General features: G+C 47.9%; 20 protein-coding genes and 1 riboswitch. Of the genes, 7 read left to right on the top strand and 13 right to left on the bottom strand.

Features of this window, described 5'->3' with window-relative positions; translation table 11 throughout:
- Positions 1-130 precede the first annotated feature (130 nt).
- Positions 131-1,540 (top strand): glycoside hydrolase family 130 protein, encoded by a 1,410-nt coding sequence (locus HYN46_RS13545; RefSeq protein ID WP_114899874.1) that lies wholly within the window; start codon positions 131-133, stop codon positions 1,538-1,540.
- A 91-nt stretch (positions 1,541-1,631) separates the two neighbouring features.
- On the opposite strand, the gene HYN46_RS13540 is transcribed toward HYN46_RS13545, so the two are convergent.
- Entirely contained in the window at positions 1,632-1,850 is a 219-nt protein-coding gene (locus HYN46_RS13540) for a hypothetical protein (RefSeq protein ID WP_114899873.1), read from the bottom strand.
- A 121-nt stretch (positions 1,851-1,971) separates the two neighbouring features.
- On the bottom strand, positions 1,972-2,976 hold the full coding sequence (locus HYN46_RS13535; RefSeq protein WP_228254814.1) for an AraC family transcriptional regulator: 1,005 nt from the start codon (positions 2,974-2,976) through the stop codon (positions 1,972-1,974).
- Between the two features lie 248 nt (positions 2,977-3,224).
- Here HYN46_RS13535 and HYN46_RS13530 point away from each other — a divergent pair, with 248 nt between their 5' ends.
- From HYN46_RS13530 to HYN46_RS13520, 3 genes are all read left to right on the top strand, one after another.
- Positions 3,225-4,274, top strand: coding sequence for a lipase secretion chaperone (locus HYN46_RS13530; protein ID WP_210009191.1), 1,050 nt, complete (start codon positions 3,225-3,227; stop codon positions 4,272-4,274).
- Positions 4,275-4,442: 168 nt separating this feature from the next.
- On the top strand, positions 4,443-5,516 hold the full coding sequence (locus HYN46_RS13525) for a lipase family alpha/beta hydrolase (RefSeq protein WP_114899872.1): 1,074 nt from the start codon (positions 4,443-4,445) through the stop codon (positions 5,514-5,516).
- A gap of 494 nt (positions 5,517-6,010) precedes the next feature.
- Positions 6,011-7,366: an outer membrane protein transport protein gene (locus HYN46_RS13520; RefSeq protein WP_114899871.1), complete on the top strand. Its 1,356-nt coding sequence runs from the start codon at positions 6,011-6,013 to the stop codon at positions 7,364-7,366.
- A gap of 127 nt (positions 7,367-7,493) precedes the next feature.
- Here HYN46_RS13520 and HYN46_RS13515 read toward each other — a convergent pair whose 3' ends face one another.
- Positions 7,494-8,117, bottom strand: coding sequence for a protease pro-enzyme activation domain-containing protein (locus HYN46_RS13515; protein ID WP_114899870.1), 624 nt, complete (start codon positions 8,115-8,117; stop codon positions 7,494-7,496).
- Between the two features lie 366 nt (positions 8,118-8,483).
- Between HYN46_RS13515 and bla the strand changes: the two genes are divergently transcribed.
- Positions 8,484-9,383, top strand: coding sequence for a class A beta-lactamase (bla, locus tag HYN46_RS13510; RefSeq protein WP_114900772.1), 900 nt, complete (start codon positions 8,484-8,486; stop codon positions 9,381-9,383).
- Positions 9,384-9,481: 98 nt separating this feature from the next.
- On the opposite strand, the gene HYN46_RS13505 is transcribed toward bla, so the two are convergent.
- A complete protein-coding gene (locus HYN46_RS13505; RefSeq protein WP_114899869.1) occupies positions 9,482-10,645 on the bottom strand; it encodes a DUF4382 domain-containing protein in 1,164 nt (387 codons plus the stop codon).
- Between the two features lie 281 nt (positions 10,646-10,926).
- Between HYN46_RS13505 and HYN46_RS13500 the strand changes: the two genes are divergently transcribed.
- A complete protein-coding gene (locus tag HYN46_RS13500; protein WP_228254813.1) occupies positions 10,927-11,106 on the top strand; it encodes a hypothetical protein in 180 nt (59 codons plus the stop codon).
- A gap of 43 nt (positions 11,107-11,149) precedes the next feature.
- Here the strand turns inward: HYN46_RS13500 and HYN46_RS17305 are convergent, their stop codons facing one another.
- Positions 11,150-11,341, bottom strand: coding sequence for a hypothetical protein (locus HYN46_RS17305; protein WP_162818028.1), 192 nt, complete (start codon positions 11,339-11,341; stop codon positions 11,150-11,152).
- A gap of 120 nt (positions 11,342-11,461) precedes the next feature.
- Positions 11,462-12,463: a sodium:calcium antiporter gene (locus HYN46_RS13495; RefSeq protein WP_114899867.1), complete on the bottom strand. Its 1,002-nt coding sequence runs from the start codon at positions 12,461-12,463 to the stop codon at positions 11,462-11,464.
- A 94-nt stretch (positions 12,464-12,557) separates the two neighbouring features.
- Positions 12,558-12,711: riboswitch (yybP-ykoY riboswitch) on the bottom strand.
- 190 nt (positions 12,712-12,901) lie between these two features.
- Between HYN46_RS13495 and HYN46_RS13490 the strand changes: the two genes are divergently transcribed.
- On the top strand, positions 12,902-13,570 hold the full coding sequence (locus HYN46_RS13490) for an O-methyltransferase (RefSeq protein WP_114899866.1): 669 nt from the start codon (positions 12,902-12,904) through the stop codon (positions 13,568-13,570).
- Positions 13,571-13,637: 67 nt separating this feature from the next.
- Here the strand turns inward: HYN46_RS13490 and HYN46_RS13485 are convergent, their stop codons facing one another.
- From HYN46_RS13485 to HYN46_RS13455, 7 genes are all read right to left on the bottom strand, one after another.
- Positions 13,638-13,877: a hypothetical protein gene (locus tag HYN46_RS13485; protein ID WP_114899865.1), complete on the bottom strand. Its 240-nt coding sequence runs from the start codon at positions 13,875-13,877 to the stop codon at positions 13,638-13,640.
- A 303-nt stretch (positions 13,878-14,180) separates the two neighbouring features.
- Positions 14,181-15,545: a chromate efflux transporter gene (gene chrA, locus HYN46_RS13480; RefSeq protein WP_114899864.1), complete on the bottom strand. Its 1,365-nt coding sequence runs from the start codon at positions 15,543-15,545 to the stop codon at positions 14,181-14,183.
- Positions 15,542-16,480 (bottom strand): chromate resistance protein ChrB domain-containing protein, encoded by a 939-nt coding sequence (locus HYN46_RS13475; protein WP_228254812.1) that lies wholly within the window; start codon positions 16,478-16,480, stop codon positions 15,542-15,544. The genes chrA and HYN46_RS13475 overlap by 4 nt, the downstream gene beginning before the upstream one ends.
- Positions 16,481-16,775: 295 nt before the next feature.
- Complete coding sequence (locus tag HYN46_RS13470; RefSeq protein ID WP_114899862.1) at positions 16,776-17,240, bottom strand: hypothetical protein; 465 nt, start codon at positions 17,238-17,240, stop codon at positions 16,776-16,778.
- Positions 17,230-18,132 (bottom strand): FAD:protein FMN transferase, encoded by a 903-nt coding sequence (locus HYN46_RS13465; RefSeq protein ID WP_114899861.1) that lies wholly within the window; start codon positions 18,130-18,132, stop codon positions 17,230-17,232. The genes HYN46_RS13470 and HYN46_RS13465 overlap by 11 nt, the downstream gene beginning before the upstream one ends.
- Positions 18,113-18,637 (bottom strand): FMN-binding protein, encoded by a 525-nt coding sequence (locus tag HYN46_RS13460; protein ID WP_114899860.1) that lies wholly within the window; start codon positions 18,635-18,637, stop codon positions 18,113-18,115. Before HYN46_RS13460 ends, HYN46_RS13465 begins: the two co-directional genes overlap by 20 nt.
- A gap of 9 nt (positions 18,638-18,646) precedes the next feature.
- Positions 18,647-19,582: a DUF6662 family protein gene (locus HYN46_RS13455; protein WP_114899859.1), complete on the bottom strand. Its 936-nt coding sequence runs from the start codon at positions 19,580-19,582 to the stop codon at positions 18,647-18,649.
- Positions 19,583-19,685 lie beyond the last annotated feature (103 nt).

Genomic DNA, 19,685 nt, shown 5'->3' with positions numbered 1-19,685 from the left:
ACGGATATGAATTGTTACATCATCACGTCTTCTTTCGTGATGATGTATTTCATGTCATGAGTAGATGGTATATTTTTGACCTGTTGGTAGTTAAAGATGGAACTTTACATTTAACCAAAAGGTGAAACCTATGCGTAAACATACTGTGTCTCCGAATGCCTTTAAAATCAATTTACTATTAATTTTAAGCTTATCTCTCCCATCCGCGTTCGCGACACCACCACTTCCTGCGGATCTGGTTGACAACAATCTCGCATTTCTCAAACTGGATAAGGTCAATACTGCGATTGGAGGGGCATTTTCGATGCACTTCATATCTACAGTCACGATCAATGGCACGATTTGGGCGTATTACATCAAAGGGGATGGCAATGGCAAGATGGGGGTGGGGCTAGCTAAATCGACGGATGGTGTCACATTTGCGGATCAGGGCGTGGTATTGCAAGCGGGAGCCGCAGGAGCGTGGGATGATCGCATGGCTTCTTTTCCTGGCATTTGGTATGACAACGGAACCTTTTATTTAGTTTATGAAGGTGCTGGGCAAAGCACCAGTTCACCGGGCGATATAGGTCTTGCAACATCGTCCGACGGTGTTCACTTCACCAAGAATAGCACTCCAATTCTTTACCATAATCAAACGGGATGGGAAGCTGCCAACATCGGCACACCCAGCCTCTATAAAGAGGGGGCGACGTGGTATCTTCATTACCACGGTTTTGATGGGGTGACTTGTCAGATTGGCGTTGCCACAGGGACGAGCCTCACAGCCTTGACCAAATTTTCTGCCAATCCCATTATTAAGAGCGTACCCAATACGTGGCAAGCGGGTACTGCGGGACATCGTGGGATTGTAAAAAATAACGGTAAGTATTATATGGCTTATGAGGGCAGTGGTGTACAGCCCTATGGCACGGCTCAGTGGTCTTCGGGATTTGCCTCATCGACTGATCTCTTAAACTGGACAACATTTTCACAGAACAATGTTCTTCCTCTAACGACAAATACCATGGGTAATGATGGTTCGACTTTATTTAGTGTAAATGGCTCAAATTACCTGTATTACCGTGCACCAGGTGCCAATGTTACACGACGTGCATTAATTGCGGATGAGGCCAATGGTGGCTTTGATCAACAATGGACGATGACCAACCCTAATATCCAACATGTAGTAGGTCGGGCAGAGGTAGATGGTTGGTCAGTTAACGTACATGATACTGCAAACTATATGCAATTTGGTCCGTATACCACGACATTGCAGGCTGGTAATCAGATTGCTACATGGAAGCTTCAAGTAGATAACAATACAGCCGATAACGGTAAGATAGTACGGCTTGAGGTCTATGATGTTGATGCTGGAACCGCACCTGCACTGATTGGTCAACGCGACATTACCCGTAAACAGTGGAAACAAGCCAATCGTTTTGAATACTTCTCAGTGCCCTTTAATTTTGATTCAAGTCGTGTTGGCCATCGGATTGAGTTGAGGGTCTGGTGGTATGGAATTTCTTATGTGAAAGAGCAAGTCGTCGGTATCAGTTAAAGATTGCTATGGAATGATCTCTATAAAAAAGACCACCTTTTCTGGGTGGTTTTTTATGGGGGATGCGCACCGATTAATCGGATGGCCTTATTCAAGCCGATAGCGTCATGTTTTCAAAATGGTGCAAAACGGCGCTGGTTTTCAAGATGCCTAATTGCTGGCGTCGTTTGCGAATTTCGGATGTTGGTTTATGGAGTAAATCCGCCAGCAGTGCAAAGGGCAAGTTCGCATTTTCTTTCAAAAAAAGATCATCCGCTTCACACCAGAAACTGGCTTCAAAATGTCGAGGCAGTGCTTTCACTGTATTCATGATTGTCATCCTTGAGCAATGTGATTAAAAAAAGAACAGCGGAAATATAAAAGCATGAACCATGCCAGAAGTCAAAAATAAAATCTTATAATTCATTGATTTGTGATGTGGTGTGCACTTTTTAAGCAATGTCTTTGCCACGGGGAGGGCGGCCCTTCCAGCGCTTAAAGGCATGGATGAAACTTGAGGTTTCTGCGTAACCGAGGCGCATTGCGATATCGCCTACGCGCATACCTCGAATCGCCAATAATTCATCGGCTAACGCTTCACGTACCTCATCCACCAATTCCCGATAACTGGTCCCCTCTATGGTTAATTTGCGGCGTAGGGTTCGCGATGTCATCGCAAGATCAGTGGCCATTTCTTCCATATCAGGCAGCGTCATTACTTTATGAAGTAAACGTTCACGGACTAGAGCTGCTACACCTTCGTGGATGCTGCGCTTACTGAGTAGTTCACGACATTGTGCTTCGCAGATCTCTTGCGTATGGGGGTTGGCTTGTGGCAAAGGTGCATCCATCCATAACGCATCCATTTCCAACAGATTTGCATCAGCGCCAAATTCTGGAATCACGCCAAAGGTTTCCAAGTAGCGCGACACATCCTGAGGTTCTGGCAAGCGCAATGTGATGCGCTTTAACGGCATTCGTCGACCGAGAAGTTCATGCTGCAGGGTCATCAATACCGCGGTATGACGCTCAACGATAAACCGACGCACATCCTCGGGAATGCCTTGATCATCAAGTTGTAGGCGTACGCAGTCCCCCACGTCCTCTAACCGCATACGACAGAACGCATAAGTCAGATCCATATAGCGGATACTGAGCTCAATGACATTGCGTAAGCTTGGGCTACTGGTGAGAGCAAAGCCAAATACGCCATAAATGGTAAGGTGATAGCGCTCACCGGCGTCAAGTCCGAGTGCCTCGACAGGAATCGAACGGATCAAATTGCGAATTAAACGAATTTCTTGATGAGCGGTGATGACAGACTGCGGATTGGAGAGCCAATCGGGCTCTATTCCAGTTTCAGCAAGGCAGTCTGTAACGCTCATGTCATGGCTTGATGCAAGATCAATCAGCAATTTGATGCCCATGATACTGCGCGGATAGTCCCAATCCGTCATATTCGTTGTCCGTTTTTATCAACTTATTGTCTGACTTTACTATACGAAATCATCCCCAGAGTGTCTAGACTCCCATCCAGACTAATGTATGGCGCTAAAGTCAATTCATGATCTAAATCTGCAAGGATGCAGTGATTAAATGAGTTCTAAGCGAAAAATCAAATTAGTGAATTTGTATTTATTTGATTTAATTGGTATTTAGTTTAAAGAATATTATCGAATGATCATCAGCGAATAAGAGCATCATCATGGAAGGTTTGATTCAACGTAAAATCGTCGGCATTCTCATGGTCGTTGTCTTGGCGGCAATGGCTATCATCGGCATGGTTTGGTTTTTAAAACCAGCGCCTAAGTCTGTCGTCGTGACAGCCGCCACCAGTGTCGGCCCAACACCAATCACGGCGACCGCAACTGCAAGTGCGATTGAGCCCAAACCCTTAAAATTTCATGGCGTCATGCCCGTCTTAGCGAACTCGTTACAGGGTACAGAGGTGGATTGCCCGCTACAGGTAGATGGTCAAGGACAACTGGTTCTGACCATTGGGATTCGTAACTGCTTTGATTATTTTTTTTCGAGTACAGGGGAGAAAACCGAGAGTCAATTGACCGCGGATATCCGTCAATATCTAACCGGACTACTTCCAGAGACTGCGCAACCCTATGCCTTCCAGTTATTGGATAAATACATTGCCTACTTGCATGGTCGCTCTACACTGCCCAGTGCTAAAACCAATGCGCCAGATGGTTTTAATACAGCCTTATCCGCACTGAAAGACTTACGTCGCCAAATCTTTACAGTCAAAGAGGCAGCAGTCTTTTTTGGCAATGAGGAGCTCTATGATCAGTACGCGATCGCTCAGTACAACATTAATAATGACAAGCGTTTAACTGCCAAGCAGAAAGCGGATAAAAGCGCAGAGCTTATTAGTCAACAGCCTGCATCCCTAGTCGCCAGCATGCGCCCGATTTTGCAGTATAACCAATTGCAACAACTGACCAGTGAGATTCAGGCCAGAGGTGGCTCACCAGCGGAACTGCGTCAAATGCGTGAAAGCCTCGTTGGGGCAGCCGCAGCAGACCGCTTGGAACAAGCTGATGTGGAGGAGGGCAAGTGGCAAAGTCAGGTCGATCGCTATCTTGCCGCACGTGATCAGATTGCTGCTAGTGGTGTTGACCCAGCGCAGCAACAAAGCGCGATTTCGGAACTGCGTAATCAATCATTTCGTACCCCTGAAGAGCGGATTCGTGCTCAGACATTTGAATCCATGCATGACAGCAGCCTGAAAAAGCAATCTTAGCGCTAACCCATCCATGAATTTAAGTTTCCCCTATTTTTATGAATAAGGAGCCCTTGTATCTGAAGAACGATTACGTCGAGTTAAAGTGGCAATAGAAAACAACGATAACCAAAAAACGTGTGGGATATGAAATCCTGCATGATCAATACAGTATGGAGATTGTCTAAAATGACAAAAATAGCCTCAAAAATAGTGCCTGCATTAACGTTTGGTGCCATCTTGCTGACCCCAGTCTTGGTTTCAGCAGTGACCGTACCCAACAACATTTTTAACTGGTGGCAAGGCCCTCAAGCCGTGCATGAGAATTGTGCGATTAACAATGGTCAAGCCGTGTGTCAGCAAAGCAGTGCTTTGGATCAGGTGACCGTGACCAGCAATTATGCACAAACCAAATATCCCATCGTACTCGCACATGGTCTGTTTGGGTTTGGGCAGATCGGTCCGATCAATTATTGGCATGGTATTCCTCAGGATCTTGGCAGCAATGGCGCCAATGTTTTTGTGACCACCGTATCCTCAGGCAACTCTGATGCGGTGCGTGGAGAGCAACTGCTCAAGCAAGTCATTGCGATACGCGCATTGACGGGTTCTGACAAAGTAAATCTGATCGGTCATAGTCAAGGTGTACAGTCCGTCCGTTATGTCGCCGGTGTGCGACCTGATCTGGTTGCTTCTGTGACGGGTATCGCTGGGTCAAATACTGGTTCTCCAGTAGCTGACGCTGCACAACTGGTACTCATTAACCCACTCAAAGCGACTGGGCTGGATTCTATCGTTGCAGGGGCTGTGAACTTTTTCTTGTCTCTAGAGGGTGTTGCATCTGGTGCGGCTGCCGATGCCCCGCAAGATATCGTCGCAGCCAACTATGGACTCACCACCAAAGGTGCGGCTGAGTTCAATGTCCTTTTCCCACAAGCGATTCCAACCACACCCTGTGGACCCAGTGAAACCCAAGCGAATGGTGTAAATTACTATTCATGGGGTGGTACGGGACTCATGACCAATGCTTTCGATTCGACCAGCTATGGCATGGTTGCCGCGTCCTTGCTGCAAAATGGTCCAAGTGATGGCTTAGTGCCGAAATGCTCAAGTCACTTAGGTCAAGTTATTCGTGATGACTATCCACAAAACCATTTGGATGAAGTTAATCAGGTTTTGGGCATGGTGGGTTCAGGACCAGGCGCTGATCCTATTCCCTTGTATCGCCAGCAAGCCAATCGTTTGAAAGTTGCAGGTTTCTAATAACCTGATCTTTTGAAAAGCCTTGTTACCAAAGCCAAAAACAGGAAAGTTGCTCTCCTGTTTTTGACCTTAATGTCCGTTAATATCAATTTATTGTCTGAAAATGCGCTAGTGAAATAAGTTTGATCTTTCTAATATGCGGCTTGACCAACATCAAGCCCTTTTATAGCCAAGCTTAAAAAGTTTGTATTCAAATCTGCTCCAGTGATGGACAAATATTATCCCGATGACATGGATTGTTTAATAATGACAAAGTCACCTCTTCAACAAAAGGTTCTTATTCCATTGTTGCTCATCCTTTTGGGCTGCGTGATCTGCATAGTATTTCGACTGAAGTCTCAACCCCAACAGTATATAAATCGTTTGAAATCTGCTGGTCTATTATCTGCTCTCTCTTTATAATGAAAAAGCGGACTATGTGGTCAAAAATAATGCGGCGCGACACCCTGTTATTTTTGATTTAATTTTTTATAACTCCATCAAGGACCGATCTCATGAGAATGAAATCTCTCTCTGTTGCTATTGTTTTAGCAACTCTTCCTACCACCAGTCTCTTTGCAGCAGCACTTGATCGTTCAGGTCAATCCATTGGCGCGTTTTTGCAAAAAGGGAATTATGCAGAAGCGGGCTTCACCGTACTTGATCCAACAGTTTCTGGTCATGACAACGGTGGCAATGGCACTGGCGACATGGCGAACACCTATCGCTTCCCAGCGTTTGCGCTCAAGCTGCAACCCTTTGAACAGTTCTCGTTCGGCTTACTCTTTGATGAGCCGTATGGCGCGGATGCCAGCTACTCAGGTAACAGCAACTTCGTCGCTAAGCCAACCGATAAGGTATTGGGTTCATTGCCGATTACCACCGGCAGTTTGAAAGCGGGTATCGATGGCGGAACACGCGTTCAAGTTGAGAGCCGTGATTACACGGCGATCTTTGGTTATCAACCGACCAAAAACTTCAACTTCTATGGTGGTGTGGTTTATCAAGAACTGCGCGGTAAAGTAGACCTCCGTGGTTCAACGTACAGCCTGTTTAACGGCTATAGCGCTAACATCAAGCAAAACAATGCCTACGGCTGGTTGGCGGGTTTTGCTTACGAAATTCCAGAAATCGCGCTGAAAACTTCGATTACCTATCGCTCTGAAATTGAACACGAAGTTCAGGCTGATGAATCGACACCATTGATCAATGCCATTCAGAGCATCCCTGCGGCTCAGTTAGGCGGTATTTTAAGCCTTGTTCCAGCAGCACAACGTGCTGCGATTGCTGGTGCATTGGGTAAAGCCAAAGGCATCAACACCAACGCGTCAGGCGATACCAAAATCACCACCCCGCAATCCGTCAACTTAGACTTTCAGACCGGCATCATGGCGGACACCGTGGCGTTTGCCAACGTACGCTGGGTCAACTGGAAGAGCTTCGCGATCCGTCCTTATCAGTTTGGTCAAGTGGCAGGTGCCGTGTCGCCAATCTTGGGTAAAGGTGGCTATGCCGGTGGCTTTAACCTCGTGGATTATGCCAAAGACCAATGGTCTGCAAACTTAGGTCTAGGCCGTAAGTTCAATGATCAATTCTCAGGTACCGCTTCTGTAGGTTGGGACAGTGGTGCAGGTAATCCGATCACTACCCTGGGACCGACCGATGGCTATTGGAACGTGGGCTTAGGTCTACGTTATAGCCCTGTGAAAGACTGGGATATCTCGACTGGGATCAAGTACTTCTGGCTAGGTGATGCCAAAGCAGAAACCGGCGCGCACTCAGTACCGGGTAATGAAGCAGCTAGCTATGCAGGTGACTTCAAAGACGGTCATGCCATTGCTTACGGCTTTAAAGTGGGTTATCACTTCTAAACAGCTACTTAGCTAAGTAACTTCAATAAAAATGGCAATCCACGGATTGCCATTTTTTATGGGTAGAATGACTCAAAAAGGGGAGATTTGCGAGTTGTTATAATCCGCTAACGATTGAGTCATTCCGCTATGACTTTGCTACGGGTGCGGGAACTGGAGCTGCTGCTCTGGGCGGATTAACATGCAAAAGATAGACATTCTCTAGTCCCAAGACCGCATCCACGATATCAGCCAGAGACTGCGGCACTTGAGCATCCTTGGTGTTGGCGTAGACCTGACGACCATCATGCGCGGTGAATTGATATAACGGGGTATTAAATGCCGTTTGCACGTTTTCAGCCGTGCCCTCAGCATTGATCAATAAGCGATTAGGCGCGATGCTGATATCGTGAAAGCCCGATTTTTTGAGATAGTCGCTGACTTGATTGGCTTGCTGTTCTGTCGGGCTGTACTGCTCAGCGAACTGGGCAGGGGTTAAAAAGTGATGTGGTGTACCACCGTCGAGTTTTTTATTTAGATCGGCTTCATTGCGCAGTTTCAGGGCCACGGTGATGTGAACTGGCATATCATTGGCAACGGGTGTTGTTGAGGTCGGGAGCTTTCCAAATGCAGACGCAAAAGCCCGAGTATGGGTGGAGACCCAAGCCTCATCCGCATAAGCGGTGGCAGAAACCACAGCCCAAACACAACAGGCGACCAAGACCTTTAGAGGGGATGTGTTTACAGTATGATGGTGTACTAAAGATCGCATGTGGGTATCCACGTCTTGGCCTTAGAGAAGTATTCTTTAGTATCGGATACTTAAGCTTGACTGAGAACACACTTTTGTTGGGATTTAATGGGGTGAACTGTAATGATTCACTGTGTTCGATCAACACTTTTTAACATTTCGTCCATTGCACCGTCCGGTCAAAACTTTTAACGTATCTGTGTTGATGCAGGTTCCCAGCTATCTTTAGGGATAGGCTGGGTGTGGTACGTGCATCAACACCTATTTTGCTTTTCATAACAATTTTTCCAATACGCATCCCACATCGCACGCTTGTTGCGATCAGGTCTTGATGCTGATCATGACCTGTTTATCACGTTGTCACGCGATCTATTTGGTGAGCCTTTCATGACCCATTCTCCATTACGCCGCACTCTGTTATTGGCTGGCGTGGCGTTGCCTTTTGCCAGTCTCACCGCGCGCGTTCGAGCCGCAGACACACCCTCTGACATACTTACTCAAGAATTGACAGCATTGGAAACCAGCAGCAAAGGGCGGCTAGGCCTAGCACTGATTAACACCGGTACCGGGCAGGAGTTTCAATATCGCGGTGATGAGCGTTTTCCCTTTTGCAGTACCTTTAAGCTGATGCTCGCCTCCGCCGTGCTGAAAAAAAGCATGACTCAAGCGAGTTTGCTGACCCAGCATATCGCTTATAGTGAAGAGGACCTCTTATCCTATGCCCCGATCACGCGTAAAAATCTGGCGCAGGGCATGAGTGTCTCTGAGCTCTGTGCTGCAACCTTGCAATACAGTGACAATACCGCGGCTAATTTACTGATTAAACAAATTGGTGGCTTAGAGGCGGTCAATCACTTTGCACAGAGTTTGGGGGATCGTGACTTTAGGCTGGATCGCTTTGAACCGGATTTGAATAGTGCACTGCCATTTGACATCCGTGATACCACCACACCAAAAGCCATGGCAAACAGTCTGAAGAAAATTGCACTGGGCAATAGCATCCTCGCGCCAAACCTGCGTGCACAACTGATCACATGGATCAAGGGCAATACCACGGGGGATGCTACCATCCGTGCTGGTGCGCCGAGTGGCTGGAAGGTCGGGGATAAAACGGGCAGTGGCAACTATGGCACCACCAATGATATCGGGCTGCTCTGGCCACCCTCAGGTGAGCCTGTGGTGCTGACGATCTACTTCACCCAGCTTAAAAAAGATGCGGATAACCGCCGCGATGTGCTGGCGGCTGCAACCAAATTGGCGCTCTCGCATTATCCTGATTATTCTTAAAGCGCCTCTTGTTCAATGACCATAAAAAAAGCCACCGTCATGAGGTGGCTTTTTTTTATAGCCTCTCAGATTTCACAATCTGGCAGATTTGCAGGTCATCAGAACTTAAAGTTTAAGTTGGTGATACTGCTTGATGTGATATTGATCGGTGTGGTTTGAACCGCACCGGTCACGGTTTCATCCGCTTCGATCTGATACTGCCCAGCAGCGATACCATTAGAAGTCAATGCAATTGGTAAGGTGCTGCTATAGGTACCCACATAGGTTGGCGTGCCCGCTGGCAGGGTGAACGAGAAGCTACCATTGGTGACCATCGAGGCGATTTCATAGGTTCCGCCATTTACTGTTTGCAGTGCCCGTACCAATATGCCATCGCTGGCTGAGGTCGCACTACCACTAGCGATCTGGACGCCTGAGGCTGGTGTAGAAATTGGAGCCGCGGCGGTGGAGACTGTTGTATCTGCATTCGCGGTGACCGGGACTGCACGAATGATTGCATCGGCGTAGCCTTTATCAACGACCACGACATCGTAATTGCCATTGGCACTGCTTTGAACAAGCGGGGCGAGTGTGAAGCTGCCATCGGTGTTGACCACAGTGCCTTTAATCACGTGCCCATTTTGTTCCGCATAGACCATAGCACCGACTTCAGTGGGGGAGACGTAGCCTTTGATTCGACCACTGACCACCACAGGAGTCGCTGTTACCACAGGTTTCAAGCTGTAAGCGCCATTGCCTTTTTGCACGATTGAACGGCAAGCATCAAAGTCCAAAACCAGATCGGTTAATGTGTTGGGTTGAACCGTGAAGTTCCCAATCACTTTATAGCCGCTTTGTGTCGCGCTCGGTGTTGAGAGAGCAACTTCGGTACCATCCGCGCCTGTAGCGGTGGTCGGAACCACGGTATTACCATTCGCGACTAGCACTAGACGAATCTGTTGATATTGTCCTGCGGACAGCGGGAATTGACCCAACTGTTGCAGCACGCCATTGGTTAAAGAGAGTAGGTCGATACGCTGCGGTGTAGCCAAGGTGAGGGTTTGCCAGCCTGCATCATTATCACCCGCCGTGGCACTGCCATTGACGCGGATTTGTTGAACGGTCACCCAGACATGGTTAAAGCCGCATGACGGATTATCGGTGATTGCGACATTCACCGTCCCTGAGTTGCTTGCTGGTGCATCATTGCCGCCCCCGCCGCCTCCGCACGCTGTTAAAGCAAGAGCCGCTGTAACCAGCGTCACTGGAAATAAAATTTTCATGATTATTCTCATCCGTTGTTTTTCAGTATTAAGCGAGCGGAGGGTAAGTCTCATCATAAAAAAGAAGAAGTAACAATTTGTATCAAGTGTAAGAAGACTGAAACTAAAATTTATTAGTGTATTGAAAAACAAAGAAATGATGGGGTGTGTAAAAACGTTAAGATGACAAAAATGTAATCTTATATGCGATCTTTAGCCATTATGGTATGGATGGATCACCGAGAATGAAATAAGAGGGTTGGTCAGAATTTAGCATTATCTTTAACATGAGGGGCTATATCATGAAGTATTTATGCGCGGTTTTACTCACAGCGGTCTCAGTACCTGCTTTTGCAGCAGGACATCATTACCACCATCACTATGCGTATCATGGCAGTCATCATGGTACTGGTTATGTCCATGAAAAAGCGCATGGCGATCACGGCTCGGATGTCCATAGTCATGGACATGGGCACAAATAATGGGATTAAAAAACCGCTCAACATGAGCGGTTTTTTGTAGGAATCAGCAGTTGCCTTTTTTGGCTTGCCCTGGTGGACAGAAGCCTCTACCGCCACCATCACGACCACCGCCGTCATGATCTCTATCTACGACAACACCGCCTGGAATCACAACATCACCAAATGGTGTATAAGCGGCACAGCCGACCATCCAAGTACTGATCGCCAATACCAAAAACATTTTAGTAATTTTCATAGATTGCCTTAAGCTAACGTAGGGTTGGTTCTTTAAGTCTATACCATTCCAATCATTTGTATCTGATGACATGCATGAGCTTATCGTTTAAGACGATAAGCGCGATAGTGATGGGGCATATTAATTAAAATACCAAATCACATAACCCACAAAGACCCCATACAAGAGACCCACCGAGACCAGAATTCGGCTATCCATCACCCCGCGACGGAAGAGTGCAAAGAGTGCAACGACCGCAAGCATCGTGATCACTGCTGCACTGATCAGCGGACCATCAAACAGCCATGGGGTAAAGAAGATTCCCAAGGCACTGGGGATGGTGGCTTGAATCATCATCGCCCCTGAGATATTGGCAAGCGCCAAACGTTCTTTGCCTTGCTTGACCCAGATCAAGGCATTCATGATCTCCGGCAACTCGGTAGCAATCGGGCTTAAGAGTAAAGCGGCCATATGCGGTGCCATACCAAATGCCACGCCTATCAGCTCAATCTGTGCAACAAAGGTATGTGCCGCAATCGCTACCACCGTCAGTGCCGCAACCGTTTGCAGCGCAACCCAAGCCATCGTCGGGTTTGCGTCATGCGGGCGAATTTTAAGGGGTTCAAGTTCCTCTTCCTCATCATCACCGTCATCGCGTAGTTCACGCCATACGTAAGCGGCATAGGCTGCCAGAAACACTACCCCTAGCCACGGCTTAAAGCTAAAGATCACTAAGCCGAGCCCTGCCTTCACGACAAAGATCGCCAGAAACCAAGCCTGATCACGACTCAAGCGCTTCTGATCGACGGTAATGGTATAGCGCTCAGCAAGGCTTTTTTTTCGGCGATTCATAAGCAGAGCCAGTCCAACCACGGCATAGGCAATCGTTGCCAATACCAGCGGACCACCCATGGCCGCGCCAACGCCGATGTCTCTTTGCTCGGGAGAGTTGCCAAATACCACGGCAATAAAGGTGACCGCACTCTCGGGAAGCGCAGTTCCGAATGCGGCAAGCACTGTGCCGGTTGCAGTTGCGCTGAGGTTAAGCCTGCGGCCTAGCCATTCAACACCATTGACAAAGAATTCGCAGGCGAAATAAATCGTCGCGGCAGAGATGAAGAACAACAAGAAGGTGATAAACATAAGTGGGTTGCATAGCCGGACGAACAGTGAACCATTGGCGCAGCAACATGGTTCGCCCGGCTTGGGTGACATGTTGATGGCCAAAGGTCTCGCTGATCAAGCCGAAGGATCACAATCTCTGCAAATCGCTCCGGTTGCTGCTCACGCCATGGGATGCTTAAACCCCAAGAATGTTGACATGAGCCCCTTTTCGACAATGTACATAAACGATGCACAGAAAAGGTTAGCTACTCCCCAATGACAGGAGGCTTCATGGTACTGAATGTTGCCCGTCATGACAAGAAGGCGGGGCATAAATCTACATTTCATATAACGGCAGAGAAAAAAATTGTGCTAGTTTTAACGTCAATCACACCTGTTTTATGTCGGCACAATGTCATGATATGAACGCAGTGAATGTGAAACTGAGAACAATAATTTTAGTGCGAGGATTGCCCCATGAGCCAAGAAAAATGGTCAGCCGTAGATGCCTATCTATGCGACAGTCTGATCCCACAAGATACTGTTTTGTCCGAAGCACTGCGCGATAGTGATCAGGCCGGATTGCCTCAAATCAACGTTGCACCCAATTTGGGTAAGTTTCTACATCTGCTGGCGCAGATTCAGGGTGCCCGCCGTATTCTGGAAGTGGGGACGCTAGGCGGCTACAGCACCATTTGGCTGGCCAGAGCACTGCCTGAAGACGGACGTCTGATTACGCTGGAATATAGCCCTGAACATGCCGCAGTCGCCAAGGCTAATATCGCACGGGCGGGATTGTCTGAACGGGTCGATATCCGCGTGGGCCTTGCGGTCGATTCGTTGGCGCAAATTGCACAGGAAGGGCTAGCTCCATTTGATTTTATCTTTATTGACGCTGATAAACCCAGCAATCCATACTATCTAGACTGGTCCCTTAAGCTTGCACGTGTCGGCACCATCATCGTGGTGGATAACGTGGTCAGAGACGGTGAAGTGGTGGATGCCCATACTACCGATGAAAAGATTCAAGGTGCCCGCGCGGCGGTAGCCTTTGTCGCCAGCCACCCAAGACTGTCAGCAACAGCCATACAGACTGTAGGCAGTAAGGGTTACGATGGGTTTTTATTGGCGACGGTCGTGGCTTGAATTGATCGGATTAAAGGAATAAATATACGAAGCCCCCTTTGCTTTGCATAGAGTGCTTCCTTGTCCATTATTCAAAAGATGAACTGGGTGTATAGCGGCGCTGGCGATCAGCAGTCACATAATCACGACCTTCTTGTAAGAGCCGTGTGCCGTATTCATTAAAGGCGAGCCAACTGCCATGCAAGGCAACTTCATCGTTACCAGCGGCAGTGGGTTTTAAGAATAAAAAGCGTTCAAGTTTGATCTGGATCGTTTTTTGGTTTTGATCAACCATAGCGATATGTTTGTGTTCGATATTAACGTTCATGTTAAAGGTGCTTTAGCTAAATCTAACGTATTACCTAAAGTTTCTAAAAAACCTCAGGCTCCCCCTAATGTGCAAAAAGTATGCAAAAAAATCACGCCATAAAAGATGCTGCGCGCTGTATAAAAAAGCTCAGATCCTTTAGAGAAATGAGCTGAAAATTTCAGGCACTAATTATCGTGCCAATGATCAAAAAATAGCACTTTTGTAAAATTAAAGCAACCAGTTCTCACTTTTCCTATCTATTTATTTCTAATATGTATTTTATGTGAATTAAGTCTCACTTTTTCTCGAAATGAGTACGTTTTAAATCAACACGGTCTTCACAACTAAACCGACAACCGCACACGCCACGATCACATGGATCACATTTCGCTTATAGCGAAATAGTGCAATGGCTGCGGCAACGGTAATCAAGGCTGATACTGCATCAAAGCTGCCAGAGAATCCATGTGGCCAGAGGACGTGATAGCCAAAGAACAAAGCCAGATTGATAATCACCCCAACCACCGCCGCCGTAATTGCCGTGAGTGGCGCGGTGAATTTCAGGTCGTTGTGCGTGGTTTCGATCAGCGGACCGCCCGCCAGAATGAATAAGAAGGAAGGCAAAAAAGTAAACCATGTGACTAGGGTTGCTGCAGCAGCACCAGCCAGAAACAGGCTATCCGGTCCAAACACCGCTTTGACATAACCACCGACAAAACCGACAAACGCGACCACCATGATCAGCGGGCCCGGCGTCGTTTCACCGAGTGCCAAGCCATCGATCATCTGTGTCGGTGTCAGCCAGCCATAGTGTCCGACTGCACCTTGATAGACATAAGGCAGGACTGCATAGGCACCGCCAAAGGTCAGCAACGAAGCTTTGGTAAAAAACCAGCCCATCTGAGTCAGGGGATGATGCCAGCCGTAGGTCGCAGTCATTAGGCCCATTGGAATGCTCCACAGCAAAGCTCCAATGATCGCTACCCGAATCAGCCCTGCCCATTTAAAACGTGCATGCTCAGGTGTAGGGGTGTGGTCGTCAATAAGGGCTGCGCCAAAGGATTTATCCGCTGACCCATGCCCACCGCCCAGCGAGAACTTCTCTGGTAAAAAGCGTCCGCCCAGATAACCGATCAACGCCGCCACTGCAACGATCAGGGGAAAGGGAGCATTTAAGGCAAAAATTGCGACAAATGATGCAGCGGCTATCGCCCACAAGATGCCGTTCTTGAGCGCCCGCGAACCGATGCGATGCGCGGCATGCAGTACAATTGCCGTCACCGCAGGCTTGATGCCATAGAACAGCCCCGCAATGATCGGCACATCGCCAAAGGAGATGTAGACCCACGACAGTCCGATCAAGATCAATAAGGAGGGCAGCACAAACAGCACACCTGCAGTAATGCCGCCAATTGAGCGATGCATAAGCCAACCGATATAAGTCGCTAGTTGCTGCGCTTCAGGTCCAGGCAAAAGCATGCAAAAATTCAAGGCATGCAGAAAGCGCCGCTCCGAAATCCAGCGCCGATTCTCCACCAACTCCTGATGCATGAGCGAGATTTGACCCGCAGGACCACCAAAGCTGATAAAGCCCAGTTTGAGCCAAAAGGCGAAGGCAGCCCAGAAGCTGACAGGGGGTGGTGGGAGGTCAAGTGGGTTAGTTAAAGGTAATTCTGAATGGTTCATGGTGTGCTTTCCCCGTTTTCAAATGCAGCCAACAACCCATCAAAAACATGCAGGGCGGCTGCTAAAAGTTGATCATCATTGTGAATAGTTTGCCGGAGTCCGGTCAGAACACTTTCAATACCTATGGCTTCAGCAGGCTGTACACCGCCGACATCCAAGTAATGCACCAATGCTGCAAGGCGCTGTAAACCCGATTCCATCAGTTCGAAGCTGGTGAGTAAGACTTCAAAAGACACTGCGTTGCCCACATGACTAAATGTCGCGCCGTCAAAATCAAAACCCAGTGCATCAGCGGGGCAGTCGAGCGGCGTGCCGAGCCACAGAATATGGGCTTTGGGGTCAATATAACGCTTGATGAGCCACGCACACGCCAAGCGGTCCACCCAAGGATGTTGCCGCGTCGCCCAGACCTTGCCTTGATAATCCGCAACCACACGTCTTGGAATAGCTTGATCGACGGCCTGCGGTTCATCTGGAGATTGTGCGCGGGCGATGCGTAGTTCTAGTTCTTGTAAAGCTGCGGTAACTTGCGGTTGTGACTGGGTAGGGAAGAAGTCGATCTCAATCAAAGCGCTCAACTGTTTACGCAGTTTGCGCGTTTGTTTGATCGTTTCTGAAAGTTGATCGAGGATCAGTTGCTCCTGCAGTTTGACGATCTCATTGAGCAGTGCGGCATAGTCAGTACTGCGATCAAATAGCGATTCAAAGTGAGCATCTTGAGGGGAATTCGCATCCAGTACATAAGCACTGCCTGCATGCGCATTCACATCAACCGCAACGGTCTGCAAGGTTGCGCGACAAGCATCCAGATCCGGCAGGATATACACACCATCACGCAAGACTGCGGCACCCGATGCCTTAAGCGTGCGCCAAGCGCGCATCCGCGCTGTTGCATTTTGCGTAGGCAGAGTCAGGATGAGTAGAATAAATGTCATAATGATGTAGTTGTTTCTACTGGTATGTAGTGATAGTTACATCATAACTTAAGTTCATAGAATGGCACAGACTGGCGAAATTAAATTTTCCGCTAATCTTATAAAAATAAAATTATTTAAATACCCGTAACAACACTTTGAGGTTATCTTTTATTTAAATTTTTATTCCATGTAAAATTTTGATTATATGGTGAGTATTGTCATGTGACATGCAATTGAAATGAGTTATAAACCTCTCCGCGGTGACCATGTCGCATGACACCCTGAGCGGAATGGCGCAGATAGATAAAGAAAGTTATTCTACAAATTTAACATGATGCCTCTTTCCCAGCCAAATATGTAAAGGCAATGCGCTTGCTGCGCCGAGTCCAATGATCCAATGAATTAAACTGATCCAAGGTCGAGTCTGTTCGTCACCCATGTAATACAGCCCATATCCGCTCAGGATCAGCACGCCGAGCAAGATGAGCATCGACAGTCCACTGGCTCGGTTTTTGCGCAACCGCCAAGCTCTTGCAATATGCCCCGGAAAGAGTGAACCGAAAACAATCAGAAAGCCCATTGCTGCAGCGCCGTGCAGTCGTAACCACCAGGCTTCTGAGGGGTGATGCGCATCACCAAATTCATTAGGGATTGCCAGAAAAAAGTGAAAAAATAACCAACCTAAACCTGAAATTAATAACAGACCGCCAAAAACATAGACCCATCGTTCATGCTGCTTACTCAAACGGATCTGCAAACGCTGATGTTTAATACTCATGAATGTCCTCGTTTAAACGGGTTGTGCCACAGGTCATCATGCCTTGCGGAGTGATCGAGATAGCTTGTGCATTGAAGTGCCTGAGTAGTTCATGGCAGCCTTCTGGCAGGAGTCGAACGACTTTGGTGAGTGCATCAGCCGTCATGCAGTTGGATGCAATGACACTGATACTCTGGTTCCATGCGGCACAACGGCGTGTATGGGGATCAACAATCGGATTGATCTCGCGTTGATCTTCAATCTGCGATGAAAAGTATCCTGCAGAGGTCGCGATGGCCGCATCCGTCAACGATCCCAAAGCGATTAATGTCATATCGTCCTCGGGATGACGCACATGAATCCGCTGAGATGAACCTATACAGCGTAAATCACCACCGGCATTGACCACCGCATCCTTGATGCCCCATTGCTTTAGGGAGGTGATGGCGGCATCTATGGCATAGCCTTTCGCGATACCGCCTAAATCAATCCATCCCTTGCGCAACCAGCATACGCTATGGTTCTCACGTAAAACGAGGTCTTGGTATGAGCCGCGAAAGGGGGGGGGGCTCGCGTCAGAATGTTCAGGTAGGAAACCACTGCGCACTAAAACATCGGCAACGGTAATATCAAAGGCCCCTCCAGACAGGGTACTGAGTTGATTCGCAAATTGCAGAACGTCATAGGTCTCAGGAGCAACAGTGACGAGGATGCCCGCATTTGCCGCATTAATTCTGCCGACATCACTGCCCGGATCATGAAAGCTCATGATATTCTGGACATGTTCAATTGTAGAGAAGGCCGCTGCCATAGCATCAGATGACAGCGACTGATCTCCCGTGATTTTGATTTCAACAAACGTGCCCAGAAGTGGGCGGGCACGTTGCAGGCTGTTACTTAAGGGCGATAGCATAAGTGGCCAACACGCGTTTGACCCCGTCGGTAACATGCTTACACGATAGGGTTGCACCGCTAATATTGGCGATATCATGCTCAAGTTTTAGCGGGTCAGCCGAAGTCTTGCTCACAAATTGCTTACGCCATGCGGGCTCTCGAACCCCATAACCGTAGGATTCTAGGTAGTTCATAATCTCGATTTGTTTTACGCTGCCGTTGGCGTTTAAACCTACGGCATAGGTAATAAATTCGTGCTTACCGACTACTTCATCAACAATCAGCCAACCTCCGCCCACCACTTTCCAAGCCTTGATCTCTTTATGGCGGACATTGACGTCCGTCATCTTTTCAATCTGTTTCACCTGATCATCAGTGAGTGTCACCGTGTCTGGCGTAAACTTTGCGCCGGGGAAAATCGCCTGCTGCACTTGTTCAGTGGTGAAATATTCAGTTGCATAAGCAGAGACTGAAATAGCTGCGAGAGGGAGTAAAGGGATCAATGTCCATTGGCTACTGCTCATGCAAAACTCCTAAAAACTATAGCCCAGTTTGACACGCACACGGTATTTTTCAAAGTCATCAGCAAAGGTTCTGCCATGCGCAATGAAGTCATGATCAGGATTGCCATAGTCTACGGCACCTCCCAATTGCTCTAGGAACGTCATCGTGGCAAAGAAGTGCTTTCCGCCATAATGGATGGTTGGTCCAAGATAGTTAGCAAGATTGGTGCGGAATTTATTTTGCACACTAAAGCTTGAGTATTCACGCTCTTGTTGAAATTCCATGCCAGCAGACCAGTTAGGCGCAAAGCGATAGGAGCCCGCCACACCAACATTCATATCGGTCTCATGATCCCAATGTCCACGTGCTTCCACACTGTCTGGATCTGCTGCGGGGTCGGCAGGCAAGAAACGACCTTCTTGTTCGGCAGTAATGTTGGCTGCCAAGATGAGGCGATCATCAAAGAAATTTTTCTGGGCGATGATGCGGGTTTCCATTTCACGCAGGCCATTGCCAATGGTCGGCTCGAAGTAAATCGCTAAACCGAAAGGATCAGTGTACGGGCTCATGAGGCGATAGATCCCTTCGACTGATACACCAACAAATTTCTTGTCATGCCAATTAGAGTTTGGATCAACCTGAACTTCAGCGAAGGTCTCAGGGGGTACCGTTTCCCCACCGACATCATGACTCGCACGTGTCCACGCATAATTGAGATAAGCAGACATTTGTAAACGATCACTAACCCCATACTCGAATTCGGTGCGACCCTCAACAAGATCAAACTTGCCACCGTCTTTTTGATGGCGCCATGTGGCGTGTTGTTCTATTTCTTTTGCACCAGCTGGCAGGAGGTCGGTGGTATATACATAGCCAAACTGACTTTCCTCAGCATAAGCAGCAGTCCCGCTAAGTACACAAATCACAGCACACGCAATGCGACAGAGAGGCGTCACTTTGTTCATAGAATATCCAATAGTATTAGGCAAATTGCGAAAATTAAGTTCGGTTGCGAATCATTACTTTTTGGTATTGATAACGGTAATGACTATTATTTGCAAAATGTAA

It is taken from the genome of Aquirhabdus parva (assembly GCF_003351745.1).
GTDB classification, from domain to species: Bacteria; Pseudomonadota; Gammaproteobacteria; order Pseudomonadales; family Moraxellaceae; genus Aquirhabdus; species Aquirhabdus parva.
This window is presented reverse-complemented; position numbering and strand designations above follow the sequence as displayed.